This window comes from Pseudomonas sp. NFX71 (genome assembly GCF_048079215.1).
Classification (GTDB): Bacteria; Pseudomonadota; Gammaproteobacteria; order Pseudomonadales; family Pseudomonadaceae; genus Aquipseudomonas; species Aquipseudomonas fluorescens_B.
Map to the genome: position 1 here is coordinate 3,069,890 of NZ_CP182230.1, position 14,320 is coordinate 3,084,209.

Genomic DNA, 14,320 nt, shown 5'->3' on the forward strand with positions numbered 1-14,320 from the left:
GAGCGAGCGGGCTCGCTCCTACAGGTTTTCAGCCAGCAGATGAAGAAACCTACGCCTCCCAACCGGCCCCGCTGACCGCCTCTTGCGCCAACGGATGCAAGTCCGCCCCTTGATGCTCGGTCTGCCAGGCCAGCAACTCCTTGCGCATGCCGGGCGTCCAGTACATCTGCAGATGATTACGCACACCGAGCACCGCCGCTTTCTGGTCCGGTTCGCTGGCGAAATACTGGGCGATCTGGTTGACCATCTTGATCAGGTTTTCAGTACTCATCGGCGCACCTCCGCTTTAGCGCCACGGGCCTGACGGCGTTCCCTGAGCAAACGGTCCTGTTCGTCGCTGAAGGCCTGATAGCGTTTTTGCCACTCGGAAGGGTGGTAGACGCGGCTGACTTCCACGGCGGTGACCTTGTACTCCGGACAGTTGGTGGCCCAGTCGGAGTTATCGGTGGTGATGACGTTGGCCCCCGATTCAGGGAAGTGGAACGTGGTGTACACCACGCCCGGCGCCACACGTTCGGTGACCCGCGCACGCAGTACGGTCTGGCCGGCGCGGCTGCCGATGCCGACCCAGTCACCTTCGTTGATGCCACGGCTCTCGGCGTCGGTCGGGTGGATTTCCAGGCGGTCTTCATCGTGCCAGGCCACGTTTTCGGTACGCCGGGTCTGCGCGCCGACGTTGTACTGGCTGAGAATGCGGCCGGTGGTCAGCAGCAGCGGATAGCGATTGTTGACCTTCTCCTCGGTCGGCACGTAGCCGGTGAGCATGAAGCGCCCCTTGCCGCGCACGAACTCATCGATGTGCATGGTCGGCGTGCCGTCCGGTGCCGCGGCGTTGCACGGCCATTGCAGGCTGCCGTGGCGATCCAGTTCGGCGTAGCTGACGTTGGTGAAAGTCGGCGTCAGGCTGGCGATCTCATCCATGATTTCCGACGGGTGCTTGTAGTTCATCGGGTAGCCCAAGGCGTGGGCCAGCGCGACGGTGCCTTCCCAGTCGGCCTTGCCGCCCAGCGGTTCCATGACCTTGCGCACCCGGGAGATGCGTCGCTCGGCGTTGGTAAACGTGCCGTCTTTTTCCAGGAACGAAGCGCCCGGCAGGAATACATGCGCGAACCTGGCGGTTTCGTTGAGGAAAATGTCCTGCACCACCACACACTCCATGGCCGACAGCGCCGCGGTGACGTGCTGGGTATTCGGATCGCTCTGGGCGATGTCTTCACCCTGGCAATACAGACCCTTGAAGCTGCCGGCGAGCGCCGACTCGAACATGTTGGGAATGCGCAGGCCCGGATCAGGTTGAAGCGTGACGTTCCACGCCTGTTCGAACTGCGCCCGAACCACCTCGTTGGAGATATGCCGGTAACCGGGCAGCTCGTGGGGGAACGAGCCCATGTCGCAGGAGCCCTGAACGTTGTTCTGCCCCCGCAGCGGGTTCACGCCCACGCCTTCGCGGCCGATGTTGCCGGTGGCCATGGCGAGGTTGGCGATGCCCATGACCGCGGTGCTGCCCTGACTGTGCTCCGTGACGCCGAGGCCGTAATAGATCGCCGCATTGCCGCCGGTGGCATACAGGCGGGCGGCGGCACGGATGTCGGCAGGTTCCACGCCGCAGATGGCGCCAAGCACTTCCGGCGAGTTTTCCGGCCGGCTGACCAGCTCGCTCCAGCGGGCGAAATCACTGCCCTCGCAACGGGCATCGATAAACGCCTGATTGAGCAAACCTTCGGTGACGATCACATGAGCCAGTGCGTTGAGCATGGCAACGTTGGTGCCCGGACGCAGGGCCAGGTGCAGCTCGGCGCGGGCATGCACCGAGTCCACCAGATCAATGCGGCGTGGGTCGATGACGATCAGCCGCGCACCTTCACGCAGGCGGCGTTTGAGCTGCGAGGCGAACACCGGGTGAGCGTCACTCGGGTTGGCGCCCATCACCAGAATCACGTCGGCCTGCATCACCGAGTCGAAACTCTGGGTGCCGGCAGACTCGCCCAAGGTTTGTTTCAAGCCATAACCGGTCGGCGAGTGGCAAACCCGCGCACAGGTATCGACGTTGTTGTTGCCGAACGCGGCGCGCACCAGTTTTTGCACCAGATAGGTTTCTTCGTTGGTGCAACGGCTGGAGGTAATACCACCAATGGAATCGCGGCCATATTTTTGCTGCAGCCGGCGGAATTCGCTGGCGGCGTAGGTCACCGCTTCGTCCCAGCTGACTTCCTGCCACGGGTCGTTGATGTGCTGGCGGATCATCGGTTTGGTGATGCGATCCGGGTGAGTGGCGTAGCCCCAGGCAAAGCGCCCTTTGACGCACGAGTGGCCATGGTTGGCCTGGCCGTTCTTGTCCGGAACCATGCGCACCAGCTGGTCGCCTTTCATCTCGGCGCGGAACGAGCAGCCCACGCCGCAATAGGCGCAAGTCGTGATCACACTGCGTTCCGGCTGACCCAGCTCGACCACGCTTTTTTCCATCAGCGTCGCAGTCGGGCAGGCCTGCACACAAGCGCCACAGGACACGCATTCCGAGTCGAGGAAGTTGTCACCCCCCGCGGCGGCCACGCGGGACTCAAAGCCGCGCCCGGTAATGGTCAGCGCAAAGGTGCCCTGGGTTTCTTCGCAGGCACGCACGCAGCGGTTGCAGACGATGCACTTGCTCGGGTCGTAGTCGAAGTAGGGGTTGGACGTGTCTTTCTTGTCGTCCAGATGGTTGTCACCTTCATAGCCGTAACGCACTTCCCGCAGGCCAACCTGGCCGGCCACGGTTTGCAGTTCGCAGTTGCCGTTGGCCGAGCAGGTCAGGCAATCCAGCGGGTGATCGGAGATGTACAGCTCCATGACGTTGCGCCGCAGGATCGCGAGTTTCGGCGTCTGCGTGTGCACGGTCATGCCTTCAGTGACCGGCGTGGTGCAGGACGCCGGATAGCCGCGCATCCCGTCGATTTCCACCAGGCACATGCGGCAGGAGCCGAAGGCTTCCAGGCTGTCGGTGGCGCACAGTTTCGGAATGGTGGTGCCCAGCAGCGCCGCGGCGCGCATCACCGAGGTGCCTTCGGGCACGCTGATGCTGCGGCCGTCGATGTTCAGGGTGACCTGCACGTCGCTTTCGCGGGCCGGGGTGCCCAGATCGATATCGGTTTTCGGGTCGAAGAGAGTAATCATTGCTCGGCCTCCGAGGCTTGCAGACCGAAGTCGGCGGGGAAGTACTTGAGGGCGCTGGCGACCGGAAAGGACACCATGCCGCCCAATGCGCAGAGCGAACCGTATTGCAGGGTGTCGCACAGGTCCTTGAGGATGATCACCTGCTGATCACGACCAGCCTGATCTGGCGCGGCCAGCAGGCGGTCGATCACCTCAACGCCCCGGGTCGAGCCGATGCGGCACGGCGTGCATTTGCCACAGGATTCCTCGGCGCAGAACTCCATGGCGAAGCGCGCCATGTGGGCCATGTCCAGCGTGTCGTCCGCCACCACCACACCACCGTGACCGAGCATCGCGCCCATGGCTGCGAAGGCTTCGTAATCCAGCGGTGTGTCGAATTGCGACGGCGGCACCCAGGCACCGAGCGGGCCGCCGACCTGCGCAGCCTTCAACGGCCGGCCACTCGCCGTGCCACCGCCGTAGTCTTCCACCAGCTCCCGTAGCGTCAGGCCAAAGGCCCGTTCCACCAGACCGCCGTGACGAACATTGCCCGCCAGTTGGAAAGGCATGGTCCCCAGGGAGCGGCCCATGCCGTAATCACGATAGAACTGCGCACCCTTGGCCAGAATCAACGGCACCGAGGCCAGGGTCAGCACGTTGTGCACCAGCGTCGGCAGGCCAAACAGCCCCTTCAACGCAGGGATCGGCGGCTTGGCGCGGACGATCCCGCGCTTGCCTTCAAGCGAGTCCAGCAGCGCGGTTTCCTCACCGCAGATGTAAGCGCCGGCACCGACCCGCACTTCCATATCGAACGCCTGCCCGCTGCCGCCGACATTGGCGCCCAGGTAACCGGCGGACCGGGCAAGGCTCAGCGCCTGACGCAACGTAGCGACGGCGTCCGGATATTCCGAGCGCACATAGATATAGCCGTAAGTGGCGCCGACGGTAATGCCGGCAATCGCCATGCCTTCGATCAGCAGGAAGGGGTCGCCTTCCATCAGCATGCGGTCGGCAAAAGTGCCGGAATCGCCTTCGTCGGCGTTGCACACGATGTACTTCTGCGCCGCCTCGGTGGCGCGCACCGTGCGCCATTTGATCCCGGCCGGGAACGCCGCGCCGCCACGGCCACGCAGGCCCGAATCGAACACCGCCGTGGCAGTCTGTTCGCCACCAATGGCAACGGCCCTGGTTAAACCTTCGAAACCGCCATGGGCCCGATAATCGTCCAGCGACAGCGGCCGGGTAATACCGGCGCGGGCGAACAGCAGGCGTTGTTGAGACTTGAGATAAGGCAATTCTTCCACCAGCCCCAATGCCAGTGGATGCGATGACGGTTCACCTTGCAGCGCCTCGAGCACCGACGGCACATCGGCAGCCGTCAGCGGACCAAAGCCGATCCGGCCTTGCGGGCTGTCCACTTCCAGCAGCGGCTCCAGCCAATACAAGCCGCGCGAACTGGTGCGCTGCAACTCCAGCGGCACATTGCGTTCCCGGGCCTGAGTGATCAGGGCCACCGCCACCTCATCGGCACCCACGGCACGGGCAAGGGAATCAGTGGGCAGATAAAGAGTCGGCATCATGCGTCCTCCCGGCAAGTGTCGAGCAAGGCATCGAGACGCTCAGCGCTGAGCCGCGCATGCACCCGGCCATCGAGTTCCAGAGCGGGCGAGCAGGCACAGGCGCCGAGGCAATACACCGGCCGCAAACTGATGCTGCCGTCGGCGCTGCTGCCGTGGTCATCCAGTTGCAGCCGTTCGCGCAACTGCGCGGCAAGCGCTTCGGCACCACGGCTTTTGCAAGACTCAGCCCGGCACAGCCGCAGGATATGCTTGGCCGGCGGCGCGGTACGGAAGTCATGGTAAAAGCTGATCACCCCGCGAACCTCGGCCTGACTCTGATTGAGGGCGTGAGCAATCTCGGGAACGGCCGCATCGGGGATGTAACCGATGCGTTCCTGAATATCATGAAGGATGGGCAACAGTGCACCCGCAGAGCCCTTATGGCGCTCCAGCAGACTGTTGACCAAAGGCAGGTGCAAACTCTCATCAGGCATTCAGCAATCCTCACGGTCACGGACAAACCAGATGGTTGTCGGTCGTCCGAAAGTGTCGGCTGCGGCACTCACACCACGTCACGGAATCGTGGCAATTTCAGGCCGTTGGCCAGGGCACCCTTGGCGGGCATCTTGTTGTGCCCGGCACGGTCTTCGCCGCACCTCTACTGGGCATAAAGGGCAGCTTGCCACGGCGCTTTTGATTGAACTGCACCAAAGCGACGTGTTCGGTTCTGCCTACGACTATCCCTTAAGTCTAGATGAGTGCGGCGTGGGGCGTTCACTCACCGGCCTAATGCCCGGAGGGCCTGTCGATGGATGATGTATAGCAAGCATTACAGATAAGAAACAGCATCAGATCCGTGGGCAATTCAGGGCGCAGATGCGTTGATCTGACTCGCCGTAAACCGAAAGCCATTCACCCGAGCCCAATACCTCAAGGCCAATCCCAAACCCCAACCACCACACAAAATTCCCTGTGGGAGCCAGCCTGCTGGCGATAGCGCCAGATCAGTTCACGCAAAACACGGATCAGAATCACAACCCCTGTAGGAGCGAGCTCGCGAAAAGCCCAGGAAACAAGGCCTGTCTCCTTCGCTGCCAGTGGACGGTAAGGCGGCAAAACAGTAGCGTTGCGCCACTTATTTCATCTTTGTAACGGACTACACATGCCCACTGTCGCTCGAACCTCGCGCCTGTTCTGCGCAATCGCTGTCGCCGTCGTGACGACCCCGGCGCTCGCCGCCGAATGGGATGAATCCCCGGAGTACGCCAGGAAGGCCTACCTCGCCGATTGCCAGCAATTACAGCGGGCAGTGACCGAGGTGCAGAGTGGGCGCCAGACGCCCAAGGATGCTTTGCCCACTATCGAGAGTTACCTGCGGACGTTTACTGTACATCGCGAGAACCTTCCCCAGGCAAACCTCGGCTCCCCCGATTACGCCCGCTGTGAGAGCGTCTTTCCCCAAGCGACAGAGATCGCGATCAAGGGCCGTATTGAAACCGGCGAGGAGGTAGATCAGCAGCTCCAGCAAGCCCAGACCCAACACCTGAAATCTTCGGATTACGAGCGCGCTCGCTCTCTGGGCTTCAGCGACGTCGGCGAAATCGGGGAACTCGACCAGCACGCCGAGCTGGATGGTGAAGCCAATCTGAAGACCTTGATGATCCGCGTCGATTCTGGTTGCGGCCGCCATTTCCGCGCCGCGAAATACGTCGAACCTTATGTGATCTACACCGTCGGTCCTTCGGATGGCAGATGCGCCATTAACAGGAACGTCGCCGTGCTGGGCGGCAAAGCCGCGGAGTGGGGCGAGTACATTGATGAGGAAGAGGTTTTTCAGTACGTGGGATGGAAAAAACTGCCCGGACAGGATGGATTTCCCATCAACATTCGAGTCGTAAAGGTGCTGAAGTAACCCGCAGGGATTTTTCTTCGAACGGAGGATGGACAGATGATCGACTTCAACAACAAAGGCTTTTTCAAACTCAAGCAAAACGAAGAGTACGCAGAACGCGTCAGCGCACTGTTGCTGGAAGGCGAGCACGTCATCGACTCGTACAAATCCATGCGCGACGGCGTCGTCTTCACCAACAAACGCATCATCGCCGTCAACGTCCAGGGCCTCACTGGCAGCAAAAAAGACTTCACCTCGCTGCCCTACAAAAACATCGTCGCCTACTCGGTAGAAACCTCCGGCACCTTCGACCTGGATTCGGAACTGGAAATCTACTTCTCGTCGCTGGGCAAAGTGAAATTCGAATTCACCGGCCGGACGTCGGTGGTGGAAATCTCGAAACTGATTTCCCAACACGTCCTCTGACCCGCGAGCCCAAAGGCCCCGAAACCCCAAGGCCAATAACAGACTTCAGCCACCCGAAATCCCTGTGGGAGCGGGCTTGCCCGCGAAGACGCCAGCCCACTCACCACAAAACCGGCATGGCCGAGTGGGACATTGCGGGTACAGGTCCTGATCGCCGCAGTAGATAGCGGGTGTCAGGCCGACGGATTTGAGCTCAGCGTGCCAAGAACGAGTTTGGCATCAAGTGTTTCGAGCAGATCGAATGCGCTCATGTAGGGCACATTGAACTGCTGGCAAATATTTGGGATTTTGATTTTCTGACTCGTTGGAGGTACCAACACTTCGTGGGTTACAACGGTCTGTCCAGTTGCACCGGCTTTAGCAATCAACCATGGATCGGCGCCTTCAAGAAAGCGTATTTTTTCTGTTTTTTTAGGCAGCGGCAGGTCCATGACAAACGTAGCGATCTGCGCGAATGTTATCTGTGTACTGGCGTCATTTACCGACAAGAAATGGTTTGTTCTTTCTTTCGCCCATTCCGATAATTCGTCCCCATAGTCAACCAGTTCCTTGTACACCGACGTTACGCTGGATATTTTCCCCGCATCAGAGGCGCTGTCCAGCCAGTCCCAGAAGCCAGGGCAGAAAACCATGCGGTAGTGAGTGTTTTTCGCCTGTATGTAGGAGTTCGCATCCAGCAGATAACTCAAAATCCAAGTTCCTTCTTAGAATAATCAGAGAGTTTGTGCGGCTTCACACCAATCAGACGTGCTGCGTCTCGATAAAGCATTCTTCCGCTTAATGTTTCACTTGCCACCGCTATGGCGAGCGTTTTGCTAACTCTGGCGGTCTGCAGCCTGTTGTAGGGAGGGGCTCCCTCTTTGTCGCGAGCTTTGTACTCGGTGATTTTTCTGGCAACAAATGCTTCATATTCGAATGCCGTTATGAGGTTAAAAGTCAGGGCTCTCCTGGCGATCACCCAGCCGCTCACATGGAAAATATTTGTTAAACGAGGAATGTTTTCTTGCCACTCGATCTCAGCATCCCAAAAGGAAAGGAATTCACGGCCAGGCGTTAACAGCTCTGCTGCGACTGCGTTGCACAGGATTTCCTCCGATCTATGGTTCGCAGGGTCACCATCAGACACACCAGAATGACCTAACCAGATATGAGACAGCTCATGAGCTAAAGTGAACAGCCTTGCCTCGGGGCAATCGGCGGTGTTGATAAAAATGACGGGTGCCAATTTGTCGCTGATTGCGAAGCCTCGAAATTCTTCAACAAGCAATGGCCTGCTCGTATTGTTGTTGACAACGCTATTGCGCATCACAAGTATCCCGGTGCTTTCAATGTTGCCGACTAAACTTTTAAAGTAGTCTTCAAAATCGCCGCGCTTGGGTATGTTGGATAAGCCTAAGACTGCACGAATGTCCGCAACGATTTCTTCGAAGCTGTCACTCACCGAAAACTTCCCGACAACGCTATTTTCTGTGATGCCTTGGCTGATCAGGTAGTCGCGATACCATTCCTGTCGTTCCGCCGCCCACCTGATAGTGTCCATGAGGGCGAGACTGTATCCGCGGCTACGCCTGCCATTGATCGTTCTGAGATCCGGCAGAGAAGGGTTTTCCTCCGGCGGCTGAGGCAGGTAAAGGTACCCAAACGGGATGTACGTCTGCCGGGCGTAATTTATGGCCTGGTTGAAGGAGGGCCTTTTCGTGCCTTGCTCCCACGCCAACACGTTGTCTTCCTGCGTACCCAGACTTTTGGCCAGGGCGCTCGTGCTCAGGGAGGCACGCTCCCTCGCCCATCGCAGCAGGTCCGGATTAATCAGCGCTTCCATGTGTGATTCCATTTGGGTGTCATAACCGTTTCCGCAAAATGCCCCTACACAGCCAATTCAAACGATAGCCGTATCTGACTACAAGGGCGGGGGGCTGTCTCGGGTATTTGGTCGCCAAACGTTACGTATCTGAGAGCCCCACTAACTCGGGGTCCGTGTCCTAGGCGCAAGCCACATCATTGATCCCTGCAGTAGACCGAGGATGAAAGCCCTCACGCCGGTTCCCCAATGCACCACCACTGAACGGCGACCTCATCGTCTGCTTGAGTGACGTCATGCCCATGCTCGATGAAATTCGCAGGCGTGTGCAACGCAAGATCGTGGCTGATCCGATCTGGCTTGAGGGCGTTGGTTTTACCGAGAAAACCCATGTAATAGTCCCGGTCATAGAAGAGGGTGACCTCGCTCTGATGGACCCATGGCCACGTCAGCAGGCAAGCGACCCGATAGTAACCCTGTGAGTGGTCAGCCGCGTTGGACAGGTGGCTAGCGGCTTCGAGCAGTTGCTGGATACAGAAGGCTTGAACTTCGATCCTGGCTTGAGGGCCTTCAACAAGAGCCTCGTGCACCGGAATCTTCCAATGTGTGTAGCGCTCCATGCGCCCGGATCGCGGATAAAACTCGTCGCGAAAACTGGCAGCCCAACGTTCCAAAGCGCGAAGACGGCGGGGAATGCCTCTGAGTTTTTTGTTGCTGAGAGCGATTTGCCGCATTGATACATCCTTGCGATACCGAAAAAACATTCGTTGTTGTCTGCTGGCGCTGAATGTCCCTTCAGTGCACCAGAGCCGGTGATATTGCAGGTGGGAAGGACAGCCATCAAAGAGGAAACCGTTGCGATATCTTTCCGTGGCGCACACATCTTGCGCTACCGGCCAGGGGGCTCATTCCTCGCTGAGAGGTACGCAACAGCCGCAGCAATCTGTTAGGTTATTTGCCACATCAGGATCCAATGACAGGAGGTCATCTTGGCTAAGCCAGCCGCGCGTAAAACCGACCCTTCAAGTTGCCCGCTACCGGGGCACGGCACCAATCCCATCGCGACAGGATCGCCAGACGTTTTCTTCGATGGGCTCTCAGCTGCACGCCAAGGTGATACCTGTACGTGTGGCAGTGCATTGTCCTCTGGTCTGTCCTCCACTGTTTTCATCAATGGCAAGAATGCCGCGACGATTGATACAGGCGGAACCCACGGCAGTGTTGTCATTGGTGGTTCCGGGACGGTGATAATTGGTGATTCTCATACAGCCTGCCCATTTTTTTCCCCAGTGCCTCTCGTTCTTGGCGCTAGCTGGATCGGCTTCTAAATCCCTGCCACCGAAAGTTACGAAGGTTTATCGTGCACGGCGCATTTTGAGGACGGATCAACCCTTCCAGGCGTATTTAACAGGGACAACGCTGTTAAATTTAATAGCCCCTCAGGGAAAGTTTGTTTGATGCTCAAGTTCGAGGAGGGATCGACTACCGCCACTTCGACTCTTACAGAAAGCCTTTTGAATAAAATATTGGGATAAGGAGCATCCTATGACCGAGCCGTACCTTGTCACCGGTAGCTATGTCATTCAACGTGAGCACGCGTTGATGGACTCTCCGCTCGACAGAGCACTGGAATTGATGGAGGGGACAGCACTCAGATTTTCGCTGGATGCTATCTCAGACGAAAAGGTCCGGGCCAGCTACATGAAAAATATCAAGCGCATGTCTCAGCAGACATTGGCAGACGTCAAGGCAGGAATAATTACTGCACATGAAGGCGTACAGTTCAGTAATGAATTGAGAAACAAGATCATGATGGAACATCGCAAATTCACATCCGCTCAAGGCCTGGCTATCGTCCAAAAAAAGAAGCCCGACGGCAGGACGCTTGACTCACTGTTCGATCGCTACTCCGAGCGCCTCTTTAAAAAGAAATACAACAGCCTTTCGCCAACAGAACAAACCAAAATCCACTACACAATCCTGGAAGCGGCCGGTCGGGACGATGCCTCGTTCACGAAAGGCACCCAAAAAATGCGCATGATGGGGAAGCTCGGAATTCTAGTCACCGCCGCCCTTGCGACCTATCAAATCCTGAATGCTGATAACAAGCCGAAGGAAACCGCGCGGCAGGGCATCATAGTGGGCAGTGGTGCAGTGGGAGGTTTGCTCGCGGGGCTTGGCGTGAGCGCTCTCTGTGGTCCGGGTGCTCCCATTTGTGCAATTGCTGTTGTTTTGGTGGGAAGCATTGCAGGGGGTGTGGCTGGTGAAGCAGTCGCCCATTCTCTCGATGAGGAGCTAGAGGAGTTTTCGCATTGGGATATCTTTTGAGTCGATCCGAACTGACCAAAATCAGAGCCGCACTCTCGGATCCGTTCAATGACTCGCCGGTCGATTACGACTACATAGCAGAGCAGGTGAAGGGTGTTGATCGTCAGACGCTACACGAAATTCTTTACTCAGAAGTCGCGCCTGTTTGCTTTACCAATATTGAATCGGCCGTCCCATCGGTCTGGACAGGTTTCGATCCTGACTCGCTCAACGCCATGATTGAAGAAAGACTTGCAGCCAGGGAAAACAATTGGTTTCGCAGGCAATTCGATAAGCTGCTTGTTCGCTGGCTGAGTTATCACTACGGGTATGTCTGGAAGGAAATCGTCAGCCGCCTCTAGCATCTAGCTTCGTAAGCCTGAGCCTAGTCATCGAGCTGCGTGCCTACCTCAGTAACAAAAGTCCCCGAAATATTCCGGGCTGACAACAGCTACCTATTCACCGCAGCCTCTGTAGGAGCGAGTTCGCTCGCGAAAAACGACAGCCAACCACCATTCCCGCAGAATGGCCGTAGTCTTCGCGAGCGAGTGCCTGCATAGTTACAAAACGCCTGGCAGAGTCCCGCCCTTTTGCTTGCTACCCCTCAGCCATCCCCTCAGCCCGCTTATTTGCCAACTCGTTATCTCGATCCCGAGTCAGCACCTTCGCTACATCATCCACCACCGCCTTACTCATCGCCGTCAAATAATGCGCGGCCCAGGCGTGGTAATCCGTGTCCTTGGCATAAGCCGCATCCTTGGTCAGCGCCTTGGCGAGGAAGAGGAAATCAGAAGCCATGGCCAGCGCATCGCCGACGGGCACGTTACACGTGACATGGAACAGCGATTGATCGCCGCAGTAGATCGCGGGTGTAAGGCCGATGGTTTTGAGTTCGGGTTGATGGGTCATTGGCCACCTCCGATGAGGGAGAGGTGGTGGGGGAGGGTGTTACGCGATTGGGGATTGTGTTGAGGGGAAAGCCAAATTTTGTACGGATTGATGCTGCGCATTATCAGACTCCTTGATATAGGGAGCTGCCAGATTCGTTACCACACGAATGGGTGACAGCTGTGCGCAGGGTGGTAAACCGGGAATCAAGGAAACCGGCACGCCCGAGGGCGTCCCACGCACAGCCGCCATAACTCACGCTTGCAGGCATAAAAAAAGCGCCGGCAATCGTGATGGGGGCGCTGTTGCGCCTTGAATAACTCGGGTTACCACACCCGGTCGCTGAATTGGCAGCGACGGTGGGAGGTTATCGTGCAGATTCTGTTCCTGCAACCTTCGAAGGCTTCGACCCCAAGACCCCAAGACGAAAAAAATGTGCTGCACCCTTTTTGGCATGGGCAGCCGCTACACTCAAAGGCCGTTATCGGCCGATTCTGTTGAAAAAGTCGGCTTCGAATTCCGCGCGAGAAAAGTACGCGCCTGAGATTGAAATCTGAATTTTTGGCAGACAGTTCAGGACTCGGATTTCGCATAGCCGCGTGCAACTGAGGTGTTTTCGTCCATCAATATTCGAGTGTTTCGGAAAAGCCGACTTTTTCAACACAATCGGCCGATAGCTGTCCGTCGCGAGTGGAAGCTAGTGGCTGGAAGCGGACGTTGTTAACTTTGGTCGAAAGTTAAAAACTGGGGAGAGGGGGCTTGGAAAAGGGATAAGGTGGCCAGCGGCGATCTGCCTATTGGGTGTCCCCACTTTTGAGGCTGCATGCCTTCCTTCATTGAATGTCTTTCAGATAATCCTTGAGCGCGATTAGCGGCTCTTCAAGCTGCTCCATCGCCCGCGCATTGCTGAAATCATCTGCCAACCTGTGCAACTCACGCCCCAGTGGCGTATCAACACCGCCTAAAGCTTCCATCGCCAAACCCACGCAGTGCGCCACTCTGAACTGGATCGCGTCGACATCGCCCCTGCGCACTAGCAAGCCGAATACCTCCCGCTCATAGTCGCTCATGATCGGATCGTCCCGCAAAATCGGACTTCCATCTTCCGTCTCATAAGCCAGCTTGAGGGCGAAAAGGGCAACGGTTTCCAGTGGCAATTCCATCGTGTGAATCCTTGATTCGTTAGCCGAGCGGTTTCGTGTTGTGGCGTTGAAAAGCAGGATCAAAAGATCGCAGCCTTCGGCAGCTCCTACAGGCTGGCGGGGTGCCAACCACTTTATCGCAGACGAAAAAAAAGGCCTTGCTAAAGCAAGACCTTTCTTAATTTTGGTGCCCGAGGGAGACTCGAATAATAGCATAACTGTATAATTAACATAGTTTTTTGCATGTGTACACTTCCACGTTGTACCGTGAAGTGTACACCCTACCTGCCTCCAATAAGGACTGGTGTGGATGGAAGCTTGATCGGATTTCTCCATCAAGTTTCCGATGAGCTGTGAGTAATATCTACAAGAAACTGGTTACGGATAGACTCCCTGGTCTGCCAAAAAATGCCGAACCTGTTGGTGCTGATGCGATTTTGACCCAGGTTACTGATTTTAGCTGACCCATGTGCAGCCTCTGAAATCCCACGCAAGGTCATCGATTGCTGAATATTCGAATGGGTCAATGATTTCCGGCGGCTTGGGTCAAAATCGCATCAGCGCCAACAGTGCAGACGCAAGAAAGAGGCAGAAAACCGCACTCAATGATGTGGCGAAGTTCAAGGATGGAAATCATGACCTATGTCCTCAACCTCAAAGGTGGTTTGAGTTTCTGTTCAGTAATCATAGACAACCTGCTCGGTGTTGACTGAGATCACGACAAGCTGCATCATCTCTAGCGGTCATCCCTCGCCCTCGTAATGACATGCGCTATGGGTCGAAAAGTACCTGGCGACATGCAGCAATCGGCCGATTCTGTTGAAAAAGTCGGATTTTCTGATCGCCTGAACTCAGGCACGGCTATCCCCTTTTGTTTTGTGGCTAACTTTTTGTTTGTTAAACACTTAAAAGCCAAGACTCACACTGCTTCAGTTTTGCATTGTCGTTCATTGCGTGAGATATTTTTTTGTCTATCTCTTTGAATTTATTCGGTTCGTTTTCTTTGTAAAATATTAACCAGTTGTCTCTGCCTTCATGTTCGATCATGTATTTTTGTTCATTTTTTTTGATACTCAAAGACCAAGATGAGAAAAAATCGGGGTGATCCGAAAATACTGTTACCGTAAAGCCACAACGACTTGCCATGTCATATAGATCGGATTGTTTCATTTGTGGC

General features: G+C 56.7%; 15 protein-coding genes and 1 pseudogene. 5 read left to right on the top strand and 11 right to left on the bottom strand.

Translation table 11 applies throughout. From position 1 onward, the window contains the following. Positions 1-49: 49 nt before the first annotated feature. From ACM1ZW_RS14085 to ACM1ZW_RS14100, 4 genes are read right to left on the bottom strand one after another with little or no spacing between them, the layout of a single operon-like run. Complete coding sequence (locus ACM1ZW_RS14085) at positions 50-271, bottom strand: formate dehydrogenase subunit delta (protein WP_017340338.1); 222 nt, start codon at positions 269-271, stop codon at positions 50-52. After that, entirely contained in the window at positions 268-3,150 is a 2,883-nt protein-coding gene (gene fdhF / locus ACM1ZW_RS14090; protein WP_416740729.1) for a formate dehydrogenase subunit alpha, read from the bottom strand. Before fdhF ends, ACM1ZW_RS14085 begins: the two co-directional genes overlap by 4 nt. Continuing rightward, positions 3,147-4,709, bottom strand: a complete 1,563-nt coding sequence (locus ACM1ZW_RS14095; protein ID WP_017340336.1) for a formate dehydrogenase beta subunit — start codon at positions 4,707-4,709, stop codon at positions 3,147-3,149. Before ACM1ZW_RS14095 ends, fdhF begins: the two co-directional genes overlap by 4 nt. Next, positions 4,706-5,182, bottom strand: coding sequence for a formate dehydrogenase subunit gamma (locus tag ACM1ZW_RS14100; protein ID WP_416740730.1), 477 nt, complete (start codon positions 5,180-5,182; stop codon positions 4,706-4,708). The genes ACM1ZW_RS14095 and ACM1ZW_RS14100 overlap by 4 nt, the downstream gene beginning before the upstream one ends. 668 nt (positions 5,183-5,850) lie before the next feature. Between ACM1ZW_RS14100 and ACM1ZW_RS14105 the strand changes: the two genes are divergently transcribed. Continuing rightward, the gene (locus tag ACM1ZW_RS14105) at positions 5,851-6,600 is read left to right on the top strand and encodes a hypothetical protein (protein WP_416740731.1); all 750 of its coding nucleotides are present in this window, start codon (positions 5,851-5,853) and stop codon (positions 6,598-6,600) included. 36 nt (positions 6,601-6,636) lie between these two features. Next, positions 6,637-7,005: a PH domain-containing protein gene (locus ACM1ZW_RS14110; RefSeq protein WP_416740732.1), complete on the top strand. Its 369-nt coding sequence runs from the start codon at positions 6,637-6,639 to the stop codon at positions 7,003-7,005. A gap of 173 nt (positions 7,006-7,178) precedes the next feature. Here the strand turns inward: ACM1ZW_RS14110 and ACM1ZW_RS14115 are convergent, their stop codons facing one another. The 3 genes from ACM1ZW_RS14115 to ACM1ZW_RS14125 form a co-directional block, all read right to left on the bottom strand. Beyond that, a complete protein-coding gene (locus ACM1ZW_RS14115; protein WP_414879440.1) occupies positions 7,179-7,694 on the bottom strand; it encodes a DUF4411 family protein in 516 nt (171 codons plus the stop codon). Continuing rightward, entirely contained in the window at positions 7,691-8,827 is a 1,137-nt protein-coding gene (locus ACM1ZW_RS14120) for an ImmA/IrrE family metallo-endopeptidase (RefSeq protein WP_416740733.1), read from the bottom strand. Before ACM1ZW_RS14120 ends, ACM1ZW_RS14115 begins: the two co-directional genes overlap by 4 nt. Positions 8,828-9,039: 212 nt before the next feature. After that, positions 9,040-9,540: a DUF3916 domain-containing protein gene (locus ACM1ZW_RS14125; protein WP_017340330.1), complete on the bottom strand. Its 501-nt coding sequence runs from the start codon at positions 9,538-9,540 to the stop codon at positions 9,040-9,042. Between the two features lie 255 nt (positions 9,541-9,795). Here ACM1ZW_RS14125 and ACM1ZW_RS14130 point away from each other — a divergent pair. The 3 genes and pseudogenes from ACM1ZW_RS14130 (at position 9,796) to ACM1ZW_RS14140 (ending at position 11,475) form a co-directional block, all read left to right on the top strand. After that, a pseudogene (locus ACM1ZW_RS14130) lies at positions 9,796-10,341 on the top strand (PAAR domain-containing protein). A 10-nt stretch (positions 10,342-10,351) separates the two neighbouring features. After that, positions 10,352-11,134 carry a hypothetical protein gene (locus ACM1ZW_RS14135; protein WP_416740734.1) on the top strand — a complete coding sequence of 261 codons (783 nt, stop codon included), beginning with the start codon at positions 10,352-10,354 and terminating at the stop codon, positions 11,132-11,134. Beyond that, a complete protein-coding gene (locus tag ACM1ZW_RS14140) occupies positions 11,119-11,475 on the top strand; it encodes a DUF7079 family protein (RefSeq protein WP_414883128.1) in 357 nt (118 codons plus the stop codon). Before ACM1ZW_RS14135 ends, ACM1ZW_RS14140 begins: the two co-directional genes overlap by 16 nt. Before the next feature lie 235 nt (positions 11,476-11,710). Here ACM1ZW_RS14140 and ACM1ZW_RS14145 read toward each other — a convergent pair whose 3' ends face one another. The 4 genes from ACM1ZW_RS14145 to ACM1ZW_RS14160 all read right to left on the bottom strand — a co-directional run bounded on the left by ACM1ZW_RS14145 (position 11,711) and on the right by ACM1ZW_RS14160 (position 14,313). After that, positions 11,711-12,022: a DUF3077 domain-containing protein gene (locus ACM1ZW_RS14145; protein WP_416740735.1), complete on the bottom strand. Its 312-nt coding sequence runs from the start codon at positions 12,020-12,022 to the stop codon at positions 11,711-11,713. An 812-nt stretch (positions 12,023-12,834) separates the two neighbouring features. Further along, the gene (locus ACM1ZW_RS14150; RefSeq protein WP_017338149.1) at positions 12,835-13,164 is read right to left on the bottom strand and encodes a hypothetical protein; all 330 of its coding nucleotides are present in this window, start codon (positions 13,162-13,164) and stop codon (positions 12,835-12,837) included. Positions 13,165-13,666: 502 nt separating this feature from the next. Then, positions 13,667-13,780, bottom strand: coding sequence for a DUF1652 domain-containing protein (locus ACM1ZW_RS14155; protein ID WP_080995113.1), 114 nt, complete (start codon positions 13,778-13,780; stop codon positions 13,667-13,669). Between the two features lie 260 nt (positions 13,781-14,040). Further along, positions 14,041-14,313 (bottom strand): hypothetical protein, encoded by a 273-nt coding sequence (locus tag ACM1ZW_RS14160; RefSeq protein WP_017338150.1) that lies wholly within the window; start codon positions 14,311-14,313, stop codon positions 14,041-14,043. Positions 14,314-14,320 lie beyond the last annotated feature (7 nt).

Coding starts and splice junctions, on each gene's coding strand:
- ACM1ZW_RS14085 (WP_017340338.1), bottom strand. CDS start 271: ATGAGTACTGAAAACCTGATCAAGATGGTCAACCAGATCGCCCAGTAT.
- fdhF (WP_416740729.1), bottom strand. CDS start 3,150: ATGATTACTCTCTTCGACCCGAAAACCGATATCGATCTGGGCACCCCG.
- ACM1ZW_RS14095 (WP_017340336.1), bottom strand. CDS start 4,709: ATGATGCCGACTCTTTATCTGCCCACTGATTCCCTTGCCCGTGCCGTG.
- ACM1ZW_RS14100 (WP_416740730.1), bottom strand. CDS start 5,182: ATGCCTGATGAGAGTTTGCACCTGCCTTTGGTCAACAGTCTGCTGGAG.
- ACM1ZW_RS14105 (WP_416740731.1), top strand. CDS start 5,851: ATGCCCACTGTCGCTCGAACCTCGCGCCTGTTCTGCGCAATCGCTGTC.
- ACM1ZW_RS14110 (WP_416740732.1), top strand. CDS start 6,637: ATGATCGACTTCAACAACAAAGGCTTTTTCAAACTCAAGCAAAACGAA.
- ACM1ZW_RS14120 (WP_416740733.1), bottom strand. CDS start 8,827: ATGGAAGCGCTGATTAATCCGGACCTGCTGCGATGGGCGAGGGAGCGT.
- ACM1ZW_RS14125 (WP_017340330.1), bottom strand. CDS start 9,540: ATGCGGCAAATCGCTCTCAGCAACAAAAAACTCAGAGGCATTCCCCGC.
- ACM1ZW_RS14135 (WP_416740734.1), top strand. CDS start 10,352: ATGACCGAGCCGTACCTTGTCACCGGTAGCTATGTCATTCAACGTGAG.
- ACM1ZW_RS14145 (WP_416740735.1), bottom strand. CDS start 12,022: ATGACCCATCAACCCGAACTCAAAACCATCGGCCTTACACCCGCGATC.
- ACM1ZW_RS14150 (WP_017338149.1), bottom strand. CDS start 13,164: ATGGAATTGCCACTGGAAACCGTTGCCCTTTTCGCCCTCAAGCTGGCT.
- ACM1ZW_RS14155 (WP_080995113.1), bottom strand. CDS start 13,780: ATGATTTCCATCCTTGAACTTCGCCACATCATTGAGTGCGGTTTTCTG.
- ACM1ZW_RS14160 (WP_017338150.1), bottom strand. CDS start 14,313: ATGAAACAATCCGATCTATATGACATGGCAAGTCGTTGTGGCTTTACG.